21 protein-coding genes and 1 pseudogene are annotated in these 14,429 nt (G+C 67.6%); 7 read left to right on the top strand and 15 right to left on the bottom strand.

Going from position 1 to position 14,429, the window contains the following annotated elements:
• Positions 1–414 precede the first annotated feature (414 nt).
• The 8 genes from OG819_RS38035 to OG819_RS38000 are packed head-to-tail and all read right to left on the bottom strand — an operon-like array spanning position 415 to position 4,170.
• Positions 415–825 carry a gas vesicle protein K gene (locus OG819_RS38035; RefSeq protein ID WP_266653658.1) on the bottom strand — a complete coding sequence of 137 codons (411 nt, stop codon included), beginning with the start codon at positions 823–825 and terminating at the stop codon, positions 415–417.
• Positions 815–1,057, bottom strand: coding sequence for a gas vesicle protein (locus OG819_RS38030; protein ID WP_266633140.1), 243 nt, complete (start codon positions 1,055–1,057; stop codon positions 815–817). Before OG819_RS38030 ends, OG819_RS38035 begins: the two co-directional genes overlap by 11 nt.
• On the bottom strand, positions 1,054–1,881 hold the full coding sequence (locus tag OG819_RS38025; protein ID WP_266633142.1) for a GvpL/GvpF family gas vesicle protein: 828 nt from the start codon (positions 1,879–1,881) through the stop codon (positions 1,054–1,056). The genes OG819_RS38030 and OG819_RS38025 overlap by 4 nt, the downstream gene beginning before the upstream one ends.
• A complete protein-coding gene (locus tag OG819_RS38020; protein ID WP_266653656.1) occupies positions 1,874–2,281 on the bottom strand; it encodes a gas vesicle protein in 408 nt (135 codons plus the stop codon). Before OG819_RS38020 ends, OG819_RS38025 begins: the two co-directional genes overlap by 8 nt.
• A gap of 39 nt (positions 2,282–2,320) precedes the next feature.
• Entirely contained in the window at positions 2,321–2,563 is a 243-nt protein-coding gene (locus tag OG819_RS38015) for a gas vesicle protein GvpG (protein WP_266633146.1), read from the bottom strand.
• 10 nt (positions 2,564–2,573) lie between these two features.
• Positions 2,574–3,287 (bottom strand): GvpL/GvpF family gas vesicle protein, encoded by a 714-nt coding sequence (locus tag OG819_RS38010; protein WP_266653654.1) that lies wholly within the window; start codon positions 3,285–3,287, stop codon positions 2,574–2,576.
• 27 nt (positions 3,288–3,314) lie between these two features.
• Positions 3,315–3,791: a gas vesicle structural protein GvpA gene (locus OG819_RS38005; RefSeq protein WP_266653652.1), complete on the bottom strand. Its 477-nt coding sequence runs from the start codon at positions 3,789–3,791 to the stop codon at positions 3,315–3,317.
• 28 nt (positions 3,792–3,819) lie between these two features.
• Entirely contained in the window at positions 3,820–4,170 is a 351-nt protein-coding gene (locus OG819_RS38000; RefSeq protein ID WP_266419918.1) for a gas vesicle protein, read from the bottom strand.
• Between the two features lie 279 nt (positions 4,171–4,449).
• Here OG819_RS38000 and OG819_RS37995 point away from each other — a divergent pair, with 279 nt between their 5' ends.
• Together OG819_RS37995 and OG819_RS37990 are read left to right on the top strand one after the other, a co-directional pair.
• Positions 4,450–5,439, top strand: a complete 990-nt coding sequence (locus OG819_RS37995) for a histone protein (RefSeq protein ID WP_266653650.1) — start codon at positions 4,450–4,452, stop codon at positions 5,437–5,439.
• A gap of 3 nt (positions 5,440–5,442) precedes the next feature.
• Positions 5,443–6,402, top strand: coding sequence for an SRPBCC family protein (locus OG819_RS37990; protein WP_266653648.1), 960 nt, complete (start codon positions 5,443–5,445; stop codon positions 6,400–6,402).
• Positions 6,403–6,633: 231 nt separating this feature from the next.
• Here OG819_RS37990 and OG819_RS37985 read toward each other — a convergent pair whose 3' ends face one another.
• The 6 genes from OG819_RS37985 to OG819_RS37960 all read right to left on the bottom strand — a co-directional run bounded on the left by OG819_RS37985 (position 6,634) and on the right by OG819_RS37960 (position 9,534).
• Positions 6,634–6,822 carry a CsbD family protein gene (locus OG819_RS37985; RefSeq protein WP_266633156.1) on the bottom strand — a complete coding sequence of 63 codons (189 nt, stop codon included), beginning with the start codon at positions 6,820–6,822 and terminating at the stop codon, positions 6,634–6,636.
• Positions 6,823–6,979: 157 nt separating this feature from the next.
• Positions 6,980–7,597: an alkaline shock response membrane anchor protein AmaP gene (locus tag OG819_RS37980; RefSeq protein WP_266653646.1), complete on the bottom strand. Its 618-nt coding sequence runs from the start codon at positions 7,595–7,597 to the stop codon at positions 6,980–6,982.
• A gap of 29 nt (positions 7,598–7,626) precedes the next feature.
• Positions 7,627–8,271, bottom strand: coding sequence for a DUF6286 domain-containing protein (locus OG819_RS37975; RefSeq protein WP_266633160.1), 645 nt, complete (start codon positions 8,269–8,271; stop codon positions 7,627–7,629).
• A gap of 118 nt (positions 8,272–8,389) precedes the next feature.
• Positions 8,390–8,803 (bottom strand): Asp23/Gls24 family envelope stress response protein, encoded by a 414-nt coding sequence (locus tag OG819_RS37970; RefSeq protein ID WP_266653644.1) that lies wholly within the window; start codon positions 8,801–8,803, stop codon positions 8,390–8,392.
• Positions 8,800–8,967 carry a hypothetical protein gene (locus OG819_RS37965; RefSeq protein ID WP_266653642.1) on the bottom strand — a complete coding sequence of 56 codons (168 nt, stop codon included), beginning with the start codon at positions 8,965–8,967 and terminating at the stop codon, positions 8,800–8,802. The genes OG819_RS37970 and OG819_RS37965 overlap by 4 nt, the downstream gene beginning before the upstream one ends.
• A gap of 84 nt (positions 8,968–9,051) precedes the next feature.
• Positions 9,052–9,534 (bottom strand): Asp23/Gls24 family envelope stress response protein, encoded by a 483-nt coding sequence (locus OG819_RS37960; RefSeq protein WP_266633164.1) that lies wholly within the window; start codon positions 9,532–9,534, stop codon positions 9,052–9,054.
• A gap of 156 nt (positions 9,535–9,690) precedes the next feature.
• Here OG819_RS37960 and OG819_RS37955 point away from each other — a divergent pair, with 156 nt between their 5' ends.
• The 4 genes from OG819_RS37955 (at position 9,691) to OG819_RS59195 (ending at position 11,967) form a co-directional block, all read left to right on the top strand.
• Positions 9,691–10,269: an RNA polymerase sigma factor gene (locus tag OG819_RS37955; RefSeq protein WP_266633166.1), complete on the top strand. Its 579-nt coding sequence runs from the start codon at positions 9,691–9,693 to the stop codon at positions 10,267–10,269.
• The gene (locus tag OG819_RS37950; protein WP_266653640.1) at positions 10,260–10,949 is read left to right on the top strand and encodes a hypothetical protein; all 690 of its coding nucleotides are present in this window, start codon (positions 10,260–10,262) and stop codon (positions 10,947–10,949) included. Before OG819_RS37955 ends, OG819_RS37950 begins: the two co-directional genes overlap by 10 nt.
• On the top strand, positions 10,949–11,326 hold the full coding sequence (locus OG819_RS37945) for a hypothetical protein (protein WP_266653638.1): 378 nt from the start codon (positions 10,949–10,951) through the stop codon (positions 11,324–11,326). Before OG819_RS37950 ends, OG819_RS37945 begins: the two co-directional genes overlap by 1 nt.
• 269 nt (positions 11,327–11,595) lie before the next feature.
• Positions 11,596–11,967 (top strand): hypothetical protein, encoded by a 372-nt coding sequence (locus OG819_RS59195; protein ID WP_353963266.1) that lies wholly within the window; start codon positions 11,596–11,598, stop codon positions 11,965–11,967.
• A gap of 89 nt (positions 11,968–12,056) precedes the next feature.
• On the opposite strand, the pseudogene OG819_RS37935 reads toward OG819_RS59195, so the two are convergent.
• A pseudogene (locus OG819_RS37935) lies at positions 12,057–12,330 on the bottom strand (MarR family transcriptional regulator); the annotation flags it as partial.
• A 1,284-nt stretch (positions 12,331–13,614) separates the two neighbouring features.
• On the opposite strand from OG819_RS37935, the gene OG819_RS37930 reads away from it, so the two are divergent.
• The gene (locus tag OG819_RS37930) at positions 13,615–14,361 is read left to right on the top strand and encodes a PP2C family serine/threonine-protein phosphatase (RefSeq protein ID WP_266633172.1); all 747 of its coding nucleotides are present in this window, start codon (positions 13,615–13,617) and stop codon (positions 14,359–14,361) included.
• The last annotated feature ends 68 nt before the right edge of the window (positions 14,362–14,429 follow it).

The following is a 14,429-nucleotide window of genomic DNA, read 5'->3' as shown; positions in this document are numbered from 1 at the left end:
TCAGATCACTTTCATAGCTGAATACATGAGGTCAAGCCGTACAGCAACCAAGCGCAGCAGCCACAGCAACTGCGCCCGCCCATCAACGTCCCTCAGAGTCCTCGACGTGAACGCTATGACCGCTACGCGCGCCATCCTTATACTCCGTTACTCCGTGCACTGCCATCGAGGCGGCCCGCGGACGAGAGGTGTGACACGTCTGGAATCGCCCTGTCGTCAGGAGGCGGCCCTGTACATCTCAAGTACTCAGCAATCGCCGTCGAAATTGGGCCCCGGCTCGGCGGCAATGGCGGTTCTTTCGACCGGAAATCCATGCGTACGGAGTACGCGTGATCCAGAACGTCTCGCATGGCCGCTCTTCTTCGCGGCTGAGCCGAGGGCACTCGATCTCGGTGCTGCCGCGTTGCCGGGGATTCAGTCAGAGGGTGGCAGCAGTGTGCCCAGCGGCCCGAGGTCGAGGTTGAGGTCATCCATGGTCAGTCCGTACTGGGCGCACAGGTCGCTCATGCGGTCGTGGAGGAGCATGAGGGTCGCTCCCAGGCGTTCTTCCTGTTCGTCGGTGAGGTCTCCGTGGTCGACGCGGTGCAGGGCCTGTCGTTCCATGAGCTGGCGCAGCAGTTCCACGAGAGTGAGGACGAGCCTCATGAGGTCCCGTTCGACGGTGTCGCGGTCGGAGCTGATCCGCCGGGCCGGGGAACGCGAGCCCTTGCCGACCGGCGGGTCCAGGTCGCGCGGGGCGGCGGGCAGCAGCCGGAACGCGCGTGCGGCGGCCTCCGCGACCTCGTCGGCGCGGCGCGGCAGCCGGCTCTCTCCCTCAGTTGCCATGGTCGCCGCCTCGCAGCGGATTCGTCCTCGTCCATGGCGAGGGATTCTGCTCGCTGATGGAAACGATCAGGGCGCGCAGTGAGATACGTACTAGATCGATGTCCGCGATGGACAGCACAATGTCACCGGTGAGGACGACCCCGCCGCTCAGAAGTCGGTCCAACAGATCGATGAGAGCGACCTGCCGCTGAGGCAGGCGCTCGGCCTCCGGCGGAGGGCCAGGCGTGATCACGGAGGTGCTCCCTCTGCGGCTGCGGCACCGCCGGATTCATCGAGTGGCATGGCGAAGGAGTACGGAGCCCAGGGGCCGGTGGCCTCGACCCGCACCCCGTCCAGCCCGTCAGCGGCATGCGCCACGTCGGCCAGGAAATCGTCGCAACGCTTCAGGGGCACAAGGTATGCGTCATTCACGACGTTCTCGCCGACGGCGCCGGCTGCGTCGGCGAGAAGACCCTGCTGTACGCGATGCCGGACACGGTCAGAGGCATGCCTGCGGCCTGCGGCCTCCACCCGTTCGGCGGCCTTCTGCGCCGCCTGGTACACGGTGTCGCGAACACTTTGTTGTTGCCGGCGGTTACGCAGGTAGGCGCGCCCGGGGGTGAGATCTGCCGCGGGAACAGTCGGCGCCGCGACAGCCGCAGACGATTCGACATAGATCTTGACCCCCCATTCGACATGTTCGGAGAGCTGGGCCAGGCGCTCCGCGAACATGGTTCGCCCGGCTTCCAGCACCTCCCGAGCTCGGTTGTCGTCGAGATAGACGGTCGCCAGGCGCAGCGGAAGCACGGTGGTGCGCACGCCCAAAACTTCGATGACGCTGTGGTGCGCGCGGGCCACCGCCTCCAGCCACTCCAGGTCCTCGAGATGCTGCTTGAGAGCGTCCTCCTGGAAGTCCTGTCCGGGCACATGGCTCACCACGAGCGCCGGCTGGGCGTCGCCGGCGTCGGTGACGAGGCTGACCGGGGTGTCGGCGACGCCCCGGAGCGGCGCGGTTGCCTCCCGCAGTCCCTCGGCATTGCGTACCACTGCATACGCGTATGTCAGCAGGTCACTCATCGCGAGCACTTCCCCGGCGACGGCTGTGCGAGTCTCGGGGCGCTTCCTCCGTTGGGGGGAGGGCGTTGTCCTGGCGGATGGCATCGATCTCGGCCCGCAACCGGCGGTTCTCTTCGGCCAGTGACTGTTCACCCCTGCTCCGGGAGGACAGCGAGGGGTCGTGCTCCCACCAGTCGATGCCCATTTCCTTCGCTTTGTCGACGGAGGCGACCAGGAGGCGCAGTTTTATGGTCAACAGCTCGATGTCGAGAAGGTTGATCTGTATGTCGCCTGCGATGACGATGCCCTTGTCGAGTACCCGTTCAAGGATGTCGGCGAGATTCGCGGACGAGCCCTGCCCGTAGGGGGGTGCTGCTCGGGACGGATAAGAACCGAGCCTGTTGGCCAGGGGTTCGGTCACGGTTGCGGCCTCGTATTCCCTCGTGCCGGATCAGGAGTGTCAGCCCTGCCGAAAGGCACGGATCTCCTCCAGCCGGTCGAGCAGTTCGTCCTCGCGCTGGTCGAACGTCTCCTCGTCGATGTCGCCTGCGACGAGGAGACGTTCGAGCTCGGCGAGTTCGCGGTGCACCGGCGCGGGGTCGTAGTACTGGTTCTCGGCTTCCTCCCGGACGCGCTCCACTACCCATACGACGCCGCGCACGGGTGCCAGGGGAAGGGTGACGAGCTGTGTGAGCAGGCCCATGAGAACTCCTTCAGACGAAGCTGTAGGGGGGCAGGGGGCCGTTGAGCCGGAAGTCGAAGTCGTCGCCCATCTGGTGGGCGACGCTCAACTCCGAGGTGACGAATGCCTCTTCCTGCTCCTCGGTCACCAGGAACGACACGTTGATAAAGTCCGAACCCGTCGGCTGGGATGTTTCAAGAGTCCGGGCGAAGGGGCGCAGCGCTTCGACCACACCCGCTGCCAGCGCCTCTTGCCGTGCCATCACTTCTTGGGCGACCAGCTCACCGAGTCGTAGCGATGCGTCGGGGTCGGCGGTGCCGCTGCGGATCTCGTCATTGAGTTCTCGTGCCACGTCCGACTCCCGCAGGATCTGCCGCAGCAGCGCGTCTTCGTCCTGCGACGCCTTGAGGTGGTACTCGGTGCACCCCTCCAGTACTTGAAGTCTGTCCGTATAGTCCGCGGCATTCTGCTCCAGAGCCAGCAGGACGGCCTCGTCGTTCTCGGCGATGAGGCCAAACCGCATGGGGAGCACAGTGCCGTCAGCCATGAGGCGCTTCTGCACTTCCTGGTGGGCGATGACGTCGCGGCGCTTGGGGCGTAGATCCTCTGGTGCGTCGCTTACCACAGCGCACAGCGGTCCCGCTGTCACTGCCCGCAGGCCCGCCGGTGACTCACCGACTCCGCTGAGACCGTCGAGGCGGAGCGGGTGCTGCTTGCCGGTGATGGAGTAGATGTATACGGCCATGGCTCATTCCTTCTCGCCGGGCGAGCCTTATTCGCGCTCACGTCGGGAGGTGCGCCGAGCCGGCCGCCGTCGCCTCTCCACGGGTTCCTTTTCCTTGCCTTCGTCTTCTTCCTCGGCCTCCTCCTCTTCACCGGCGTCACGGCCGGTGATCCCCTTGAGGGAATCGGTGACCGCTTCCGCCGCGCCGGAGAGGGCCCCCTTAGATTTGCCCTTGGCTCCGCTCTCCACCGTGTCTCCGACGATGTCGGTCAACTGGGCGGGTGCCTTTCTCCCGGTCTCGAGGTCGAGACGGTTGCATGCCTCGGCGAAACGCAAATAGGTGTCGACGCTGGCCACGACGATACGAGCGTCGATCTTGAGGATTTCGATCCCCACCAGTGACACACGGACGAAGACGTCTATGACAAGCCCGCGATCCAGAATGAGTTCCAAGACGTCGTAGAGGCTGGTGCCACCGCCACCACCGCGCGCGACAGCGCCTCCACTCTGCGGCACCACCGTCATGGTGCCTCCCTTCATGACCCTTGCGGCCTCAGCCCAGCCGGTCGATCTGGCCGCGGCTGTAGCGACGCGTCCTTCGGTACTCCACCAGGTCGCCTTCCTCGTCGAGCGTCACTCGATAGGTAGCCATCACGCTCGTGGTTTCGGGGACGCGTTCCAGTTCGAGTACCTCGACGTCGGCCTCCCAACCGGCCTCGGTGGATTTCAGTGCCGAGACGGACTCGGGGGCCCGCCCGAGCAACTGCTGAAGTTGTTCGACTGCGGAACGAATGGCCCAGGCTGCGTTGCCCTTGCCGGAGCGTCGCCGGGGGCCACCTGTGGTCCCCCGGTCCGTGCTGCGGCCACTGCTGCTGGATCGCCGCCGGGGTTCTGCTGCGGCCATGGTCTCTCCGGTGGTCGGAGCGCGCGCCATACTCCACGCGCGAACACTATAATTCCATCATATAGGGGTACATATCGTCGGGCATGGATGGCTTTGAGTGAACCTGCCCGGTGGGGTCACGACCTGCCCCGGTGGGGTCGCATGGTGTGTCCGGGGTGCTCTCGGCGGGCCGAGAGACGCGTCGCGTGCGATCCGCTTCTGTCTCAATCACTGGTTGAGCAGGGGATGTTGGCCCGTATTCGAGTGTGTTCACCTCCCCTTTCCGAAGGGAACCGGCTCATGAACGACACGACCAAGATCGGCCTCGCCGCCGCGGTCGCAGCTGGCTATGTGCTCGGACGTACGAAGAAAGCCCGTTTCGCCTTCGGGCTGGCAACTTATCTCGCAGGTCGCCGATTTGGGCTCGATCCGCAGCAGCTGTTGACGACCGGCCTGCAGAAACTCGGTGACGTTCCTGGAGTCGCCGAGCTGAATGAGCAGGTGCGCGGCGAGCTGCTGGACGCCGGACGCAAAGCCCTGGCCGCCACCGCCGACCGGCGCCTCGCCGGCCTCGCCGAGTCTCTCCACGAGCGCACGCTGCGCATCGGTGAGGAGAAGGGCGAGGAGGAAGAGGGTGAGGAAGAGCCTGAGGAGGGCGAGGAGCGCTACGACGACGAGGGGGAGGCGGAGGGCGAGGAGGAACCGGAGGAGGAAGAGGACGAGGAAGAGCCTGAGGGGGAATTCGAAGAAGAAGAGGAGGAGGAAGAGGAGGCAGAAGAACCGGAGGCAGAAGCGGAGGAGGAAGAAGAACCGGAGGCAGAAGCGGAGGAGGAAGAAGAGGAAGAAGAACCGGAGGAGGAAGAGCCAGAGGAAGAGGCTGAGGAGGAGCCGCCACGGCGTCGTCGCCGCCCCGTAGCGGGAAGGAAGCGCGCGGCCAAACCCTCTCCCCGTCGGGTGGCCGCCAAGGAAGCCGCTCCCGCCAGGAAGAGGACTCCTGCGAGGAGAACTCCCGAGAAGAAGGCCCCCGCGAAGAAGACCGCGGCGCAGAGGCCCCCGGCCAAGAAGTCGGCGGCGCAGAGGCCCGCGGCTAAGAAGGCTGCCGCCAAGAAGTCGGCGCCGGCGAAGAAGACCGCGAAGAAGTCTCCGCCCCCTGCCAAGAAGGCGGCGGCGAAGAGGGCACCGACGAAGAGGGCACCGACGAAGAGCGCGTCCGCGAAGAAGGCCCCGTCCAAGAAGGCGGCCTCCGCGAAGAAGGCGACTGCCAAGAAGACTCCCGCGCGGCGGAGGTAGGTCATGGCCGACAAAGAGCGAGACTCCGGCCGGGGAGAGGGCTCCGGCCTCGACATGTTGCGTGACGAACTGACCGACTTCCTCGGTGCTCAGGTCGAGCATCTCGTCGACAAGGCCGGGGAAAAGTTGGGGGATGTCACCGACCAACTCCTTGACACGGCCGAGAACGGCGGATCTCTTCTCGGCATCGGCGGACGCATTCTCAAAGGTGATTCCCCCTTGAAGGCGTTCGTCGGCGAGAAGGCCAAGGGGCTCAAAGACAAGGTGATGGACAAGGTCAAGAACGTTTTCGGCGGGGGACGCGGAGGAAAGTCCGGCAGCACCAAGGTGATGAACATCATTGAAGTGCTGGACGTCGGTGTGCCGATCCGAGTGGCGTACAACTACTGGACCCAGTACGAGGAGTTCAGCGACTTCACCAAGGGCGTACGGAGTGTGTCCCGGAACGACGAGACCGCCAGTGACTGGAAGGTGAAGGTCGGTCCCTCGACTCGGGGTTGGAAGGCGACGGTTCAGGAACAGGTGCCGGACGATCGAATCGTGTGGAACTCTGAGGGTGCGAAAGGCACTACTCACGGCTGTGTCAGTTTCCACGAACTCACGCCCGACTTGACGCGGATCGTGCTGGTCGTCGAGTACTACCCATCGGGTTTCTTCGAGAAGACGGGCAACCTGTGGCGGGCCCAAGGACGCCGTTTGCGGCTGGACTTCAAGAACTTCCAGCGCTATGTCACGTTCGCCGACGAGGACGTCGAGGGCTGGCGCGGAGAGATCCGCGACGGCGAGGTAGTTCGCAGCCATGAGGAAGCACTGGAAGAGGAGGAAGCGGCAGGGGAGAACGAGGAGCAGGAGGAGTACGACGAAGAGGCGCCCGACGAAGAGGCGCCCGAGGAAGAAGACGAGTACGACGAAGAGGGGCCAGAGGACGAGTACGCCGAGGAGGACGACGAGGACGAGGGCTGACGCGGCCCGAGCCGTGCGATTCCCCTCGGCGTGACCTGCCCCGAGAGTTGGTCGGCTGGTGTTCCCGGACTCTCAGACCTCGTCTTTTGGCCGGAGTGAGCGACCGGTTGGAGAAGTCGTCGGACGGGCGCGGGCGCGGCGCTTGAACCACTGCGCGATCACCCGCGTCCGGCGCGATATCGACGTTGACGACACGACCCCCGAAGATGCGGACCAGCCGTACGTCCTCGATCAGTGCCCGTTCCGCTTACGGAGGTGGCCCGCCGCCCTTTCCGTCATCTCATGTGCCTTGGCACGCAGCTGTTCCCCACGTCCAGCCTGCTGCATCGATGAGTCCCCCAGGGCCTTGCCGAGAGTCTCCTTCATCTTGCCCCTGATCTGATGCACCTTCGCATTGCCCTTGCCCTTGGCCTTGGCCATCGGAATCGCCGTCCTCTCGAAGACGCTGGGAAACGCGGCCCGTTCAGGACCGACACATCTTTCTTCACCGTGCGCCTGCCCGCGGGGCTCGGCAACTGGGAGCCCCTCGTGCGTGCAAGCGGGATCTGTTGCCGAGGCAGGCCGTCGGTCTCCTGCCTTACTCTGCGCGGTGCGGTTTGTCGTGGGCGACCTGTAGGCGGACATCGGTGTGCATGTGGGGGGTGTCGGGGAAGCCGGTGGACCGACGAGCGGTACGGAGCGGGCCTTCGTACAAGGCGTCGAGGGCGGCGCCGGGTGCACCCTGAGGGGTGAGAGAAAGTGTGATGTGGGTGCGGGGGTGGTCAGGCCGGCCGGTGATGTGCACGGTTGCATGCTCAACTCCCGGCAGGGCACCGGCTTCGGCGGCGATCGCGTCGCTGAGCGCGTGGTCGCGCAGTTCGACGCCTTCCTGCGGGGGTGTGCCGCCAACGGGCAGCGCTCCGGGGTGGCGTCGGTGCAGTTGGGCGAGCAGCCACCACAGGGCGAGCAGGGCGACGACGGTGAGGGTGGCGATGACCGCGGGCCACCACCACCAGCCCTGACCGCTCCAGCGGGCCCGGTCGGCAGAGCCGAGCAGGACGTCGTGCGGGGTGGTCAGGGGCCAGCCGACGGGCGGGACCAGATCGTGTCGCCGGTAGACGTCGAGTCCGGCGAAGAGAATCAGCAGACCGCCGCCGAGCAGTACCAGTCCGGCGAGGGTCAGCAGACTGCGGTTGAGTACGGTTCGCGGCGTCATGGTGTGGGCTCCGGTATGGAAGGTTTCGCTCAGTCGGTGTGTCGCCGCACTCGTACGACGATGCGGGGAGGGCGGGCGAGGGCGAGCTGATCGCGCTCCTCGTCGAGGACGGCGGTGAGGTCGTCCTTCACCTGCTGGGGGTCGCGGAAGCGGACGTCCGCGCGGGCCTTGACGCGATGGCGGCGCACTCGGACGCGAGCCGTGCTGACTCCCGGGACCCGCATGGCGGCGTCGCGCAGCAGGTCGGCGGCGCCGTCGCGGTCCAGGGAGGCCCGCAGCCCGGGCGCGGGGGAGCGCAGGGGCAGCCAGTGGCGTAGGCCGGGGGTGAGGGCCACGACGATCAACCAGATGCCGAGCGCGGCGGCCACGGCGGCCCCCGTGAGCACCCACACGTCGTCCAAGGGGCGGGTGGCCAATTCGTCGGCCAGGTGCCGTCGCCAGGCTGCCGCAGGGCGTCCCGCCCGTACGGCGACGACGTCGAACAGCGCCGCGACCGCCGCCACGAGAATCACCGAGGCGACCAGCGCGGCAGGAATGCGGCGCGCGGACCACGGGCGGTGGGTGCGGTGCCCTCTGTCGTGCTCGCCCGCCGCCAAGTCCGGCGGAAGGGGCGCGTCGTGTTCGGGTGGACCGGGCTCTGTCGGCTCCCCCGGCTGCTCAAGCTCCTTCGTCATCGGCACGCTGGCATGGCGCGCGGATGGCGTGGAGCTGCGTGCGGGAGGGTCCGGGTCGGGTGTCATTCCGGTCCTCCTTTCTGCGCGGCGTGCCCGGCGGCCCGGGCCGCGTGGCGCCTCATCGGACCCGTCCCCGGCTCGCGTTGGCGGCGGTCAGCAGCTGCCGGACGGTGAGGGTGACCTCTCCCACCTCCAAGCCGGTCAGCTGAGTCACCCGTTCGGCGACGTCGTGCTGGATCCGCTCGCAGACGTGGGGGATATCGGTGGGGTAGGGCAGGTCCATGGCCAGGTGCAGGCGCACCGATCCGGTACGGACGGCTGCCGAGGCGCTGGGTGCCGCCGGCCCGCTCCGGTCGGGCGGTATGGCGGCGCGCCGGGACTGGGCTGTGCGTGCGGCCCTGGCGGCGATACGGGCGACCACCCTTTCCGGGATGACGGTGGCGCCCCGTTCGGCCGGAGGCGGCAGGTCGGCGGATCGCCCCGGCGGGCCGGCCCCTTCGCCAGGGGGTTGGGAACCGGGCCGGGTACTCACCGCTGCCTCCGCGCACGGAGGTCGAGGTCGCCCTGCACGACGAGGCCGACGATCAGCCCCACCGCACCCAGAACCAGAACCAGCAGGAATGCCCAGAAGCCGCCGAAGTATCCGGCGAAGCCCAGAGCCATGCCGGCCGCGAGGCCCGTCGTCGCTGCGTTCATCATCCACTCACCCGTCTCGCGAACGTGAGCGTCCGTGTGATCACCCGCTCATGCCCAGGGCATGGCCGTGGTCACGGCGGTCGGTCACCGCACGCGGCCCTCGTTCCGTTCGGCCTCTTCCTCCTCGTCGGGGAGGTGGACGTCGTCGACGGCGATGTTCACCTCGACGACCTCCAGTCCCGTCATTCGTTCCAGGGCGCTGATCACGTTGGTGCGTACGGCGCCGGCGACGTCGACGATGGAGACGCCGTACTCGACGACGACGTCCAAGTCCACCGCGGCCTGGCGCTCGCCGACCTCGACCTTCACCCCGCGTGTGGCGCCTCCGCCTGCGCCGGGGACGCGTTCCCGCATGGCGCCGAAGGCGCGGGCCATGCCCGCTCCCATGCTGTGGATGCCCGGTACCTCGCGTGTGGCCATGCCCGCGATCTTGGCGACCACGCCGTCCGCGATGGTGGTCTTCCCCCGTGTCTCGGCCGGTGCTCCGGCCCCGGTACGGCCCTTCAGCGCGCTCACGCCTGTGTCGGGCCGGCTGCCCCCGCCGACGCTGGTGATGTTGTCTGTCATGGCGGTCGCCTCGAGTGGCTCGGTGTGACACCCGCGTGGTGTCTCTCAAGAGGTTGGACACCCGGGGCGGCGCACCTCTCACAGACGTGGCGTGTGATGTGCATCACACATGTGTGGCGGGGGTACCCGTTTTTCCGAGCCTCCTGCGAGAGCGTCATGATTCAACGTACTGCTTCCCCACAGCTGGGATGCGACCTGTCGGACGGAGTGCTTGCCGTGCGAGCGGCCGAGGGAGACGAAGACTCCTTCGCCGTTCTCGTCCAGCGGCACAACCGGTCCCTCCTGGCCCTGGCCCGTGGCATGCTCGGCAACCCCCAGGACGCCGAAGAGGCCGTTCAGGACGCCTTCGTCAGCGCCTGGCGGCGTCTGCCGGAGTACCGTCACAGTGCGGAATTCAGTACCTGGATGTACCGCATCACCATTAACCGCTGCTTGACCATGCGACGGCGGCGCCGACCGCCGCCCCTCCCCCTGGACACCGTCGCCGAACCCGCGACGGGCGACGCGAGGAGCCAGCCCGCAAGGTCCGCCGAGCAGGACGCGGCCACCGAGGCCCTGTCCCGCGCGCTGGCCGAGTTGGACGCCGGCCAGCGGATCTGCTGGATCCTGCGTGAACTGCAGGGCCTGCCCTACAACGAGATCGCCCACGTGACACGGACCAGTGAGCAGACGGTGCGCGGCAGACTGTTCAGAGCACGCCGATCCCTGCAGGAGGCGATGGGCCCATGGCGCTAGACGACCCGCAGGCCCGGCCTTCCGAACCGCCCCATGTCGACGGGCCCCGCACCAGCCCCATTGACGCCGGCATGTCCATTGACGCCGACGTGCCCCCGTTCGCGGGTGATGAGGTACTGCCCTGCGGCCGCCTGCTCAGCCGGGTCTGGGAACAGACGCGGGACCGTGCGCCGGTCGCGGACCCGCACACGGCGTCCTGTCCTCACTGCCGCGAGGCGGTCGAGGGACTGGCCACGGTGAACACGGCCGCCCAGGCGCTGCGTGCGGAAGACCCTCCCGGCCTGCAGGCGCTCGCCGACCGAGTCATGAACGTCGTCAGGGCAGAGATCCGGCTCGGACGGCTGCTGCCCCTGGCCGACCCCGACCGGGAGCTACGGATCGCCGAGAGCGCTGCCGCGAAGGTACTTCGGCAGACCGCGGACATGGTCCCCGGTGTGAGGGCCGCGACCTGCCGGCTCGTACCCCCGGGCGAGGGCGCCGACGTGCGGGTGACCATGGCCCTGGCCGCTGCCCTCGACCGCCCGCTGCCCGACCGGGTTGATCAGGTACGCCAATCGGTCCTCGACTCGGCCGGATGGGACCTGGGTCTGGCCGTGACGGCGGTCGACATCACCGTGGTCGACGTTCTGGAGTCGTGGCCACCCCTGAGCCCCGGCGACCCTACGGGCAGGGGCACGTGATGACCGCCATCGGCACGACCACGCTCCTCGGCGTCGCGGCCGAGGCAGCCCTCGCCGTTCCCGGCGTGGCCGGTCTGCAACCCCGCCTGGTCCACTGCCTCGCGGCAGCCGCCACGCCTACCCGGACGGACACAGCACCGCACCGCATGCCGCCCGAGGCGGGCATCCGCGCCGACCGGGCGCCGGACGGTTCGGGGTGGCGCATCCAGGTGCGCTGCGTCCTGGCCGAGGGCCACCGAGCCCTGGACACCGCCAGGAACGTCCACGACCGGGTACGGACCGCCGCCACCTCCCACCTCGCCACCCATGGGGTCGTGGAGCCGGTCACCGTCTCGGTCACGGTGACCCGTATCGCCGCCCGACCCGCCTTGGTATGAGCGCTGCGAGCACCAACTCCGCGAACCGTCACCGCCTTGAAGGCCTTCGCGATGACGGGCGTGCCGCGGAGTGACTGACGGACGACCGCCGCAGGGCCATATCGAAGCGAGAGACAGAGCGAAAGTACGAAGCCCCGTCGCCTCATGACACCTCGTGGCTGCCGGACCTCACCAGCGTGGACGACATCGCATCGGTCGTGGGAAAGGGCCTCGACTTCAATGATGTGACCCCGCAGGTGTAGGCGTTCTTCACCAAGAACCCGGAGGGCGTGCAGATCGGTGCCTACGCCTTCGACGGGAAGCACTCGAAGAATCTGCTGCGCACCCCGCAGAGCAATCCGTCCAGCTTCTTCGGTCTGTCGCGGACCCAGCGCGCCCAGGGGCCCGAAATGGCCATCATCGACGCGTCGGTAACCGGCTGGAAGTCATGCAGCGGGACGCTGACGACCTGCCTGAGCCAGGCGGCAGCTCTCCCCGCCGCGAAGATCACCAATCGAAATCCGGTCCAGACCATCTGCTCACGGTCGGCTGACCACACCGGACGAGGGTGGCCGTGCCCGCCCACGCGCGGCCACCCCCCCGGGTGGCTTGCTGTGCCCGCCGCACGATCACCTTGGCGACCGAGGGGCGGCAACCGGTGACGAAGGGACCTCCTCGCGGACGTATACGCGGGGCTTTTGCACCCTGTGCTTCCCCTGGGACGCAGCCGGCTTCGTCTCATGACTGTGACGAGTTCGTCGTCGACGACGTAGCGGTCGCGGCGGCGTTCGTCGTGTTCTCGGCGGGCGAGGCTCTGGCTCGCCAGGATGGCGATCGCTTTGGAGATGGACGCCGCTGACCTGGAGGCGCTGGGCGAGTTGGGACGCGGTGGGGCTGCCCGCGTCGGTGGTGAACAGACAAGTCGGCACCCGGGCCGACATCTTGGTCAGGCCCGAAGCCATGGGGACGGTGGTGAACGTCTCCTCGTACTCGGCCACGGCCTCGGCGTCACGTCCGTGAGGTCGGACGGTCGAGGCGTCGGGCGATCTCGGCGTAGGGGAGGCCCTCACCATAGCGTTCACTTCTCGCTCATTGCAATGACCAGGGCCAACTGTCGTGCATGTCGTTGCATTAACCTCAAGGTCGTTGCAACAGTTTGCTAGCAATCACCTGCCGCGATGCTAATTTCGCGCAACAAGTATGTTGTATGAATCTGGAAAGCAACGTAGCGTTTCCGGGATCAGAAACAATGAGCGAGTACGGGAGAGCATGATGCAGAGCGGCCCGGCCATGGCGGAGGCGCCGGCGAACCACAGGATGGCGATGGTCGACACGTGGTAGACCGTGCCGAAGGCGCCGCCGAGGTACTCGTGGGACCACTGGCATCGTCGCTCGGCACGGCCGACCCGGCCAGGCCGTCACCGTGCTCTGCTCCGAGGAGGTACGGCAGGCTGTCGCCGATGCCTTGTCCGCCACACCTCCACGCTTGCACAGCGGCCGGCAGCCCGAGAGCGGCATCGGTAAGCAGCCAGAATTGCCGACGGAAGTGATTCTTCCGTGCCTGCTCTTCACACTCGGCCCGAAGATCAGCGACACGCTTTCCCACGACATCGTCTGCCATGCCGCGAGCCTGTCACCACAGCACCGTCCGGACAGGCCAACCAAGAGGTCGTGACCACGCTTCCGTAGCGCGCCAGCCCGGATGTCGTAGTGGGTGAGGGGCATCTGGCGTAGCCGTCACGCAACCGTCACGCAACCACGGGCAGAACCAGTCTGGCGCAATCTGGCGTGGCGCCTCCGCTGACCAGACAGCGTGAAAGTTTCATACGCGGCTATGCGGCTGGCACACATAAGAAGCGTGTGCAATGTGCTCCCTGGAAGGCTCCCTGGCGTACGGCAGGCCACTGTGACCGTCCGCGGAGGCTGGCCGGAGGGCGTGCCGGAGTGGAGAATGGTGCTGTTGCCCTGCTCGTCGGTTGGGCGGTGGTCGGATGGACAGGCTCGGCCGGGTGGCTCCGCGCGCTGGAACCGACCGACGCACTGTGCGTGGATTCGTCGCGGCGGGGCGACGTCGTAGCCTTCGCCCGCCAGTGCGCCCGCTGGGCCGAACCGCGCGAGTTCTGCGTGTGCGTGCGGCTGGCCGATGGCTGAGAGACGGGCATCAACTCTCGGAGTGCCCCGGACAGGACGTCTCGTGAAGGTCCGTCTCTCGGCTCAGGCTTTCGGCCGTGAGGACTCGTGTGCGAGTGTCAGCAGGTCCGGGGCCCGGCCTCCGGCGGTCTGCCGTTGCGGGAAGGCGGTGGCGCTCCATGTCGTACGTCGCAGTGAGTGCGCTGAGCCACCCCGGGCTGCTCCGCGAGCGGAACGAGGACAGCCTCGTCGTCGGACCGTGGACACTGTGCGCCAGCGTGACCGAGAATCCGCAGACCCTGGTCTTCCCGCTGGGGACGCCCCTCGTCGTCGCCGTCGCCGACGGGCTCGGCGGACATCCCGGCGGCGACGTGGCCAGCGCCCTGGCCGCCCACCGGATCGCGTCGATCGGTCCCACTCTGGACAGCGAGGACGCCGTCCGTGACGCCTTGAACGCCTGCAACCGCGCCCTGTACCAGGCCGCCGGCGGCACCGGAAGTGAGCTGGCCACCATGGGGACGACCGTCGCCGGAGTCGTCGTACAGCCCGGCTCACTGCTGACGTTCAACGTGGGTGACAGCCGCGTGTTCGCGGTCTCCCGCGCCGGGCTGCGCCAGGTGAGCGTCGACGACAGCCCGCCGCTCGAACCCGGGCAGCGCACCACGTCCCTCGTCACCCAGTGCCTGGGCGGTACGCCCAGCTGCCGCTCCATCAGTCCTCACGTGACGGCCGCGTCGATGTCGCCCGGCGACCGCTACCTCATCTGCACAGACGGCCTGACCGACCCGGTGACACCGGACGAGATCGACGCGGTGACGCGGGAGCACGACGACGGCCGGGCGGCCTTCGAACTGTGGAAAGCCGCCATCGCCGCGGGCGGACCCGACAACATCACGCTGGCGGTCGTACGCATCGGAGACGAGTAGGGGAGGCCCCTGTCGCTCTTTCGGTAAGCGGTCGGACAGGGAAGACCCCTAACGCGCCAGGACGGCGA

It is taken from the genome of Streptomyces sp. NBC_01549 (assembly GCF_026339955.1).
Lineage (GTDB): Bacteria > Actinomycetota > Actinomycetes > Streptomycetales > Streptomycetaceae > Streptomyces.
Note: the sequence above shows the minus strand (reverse complement) of the source record. Positions and strands in the feature narration are given on the sequence as shown.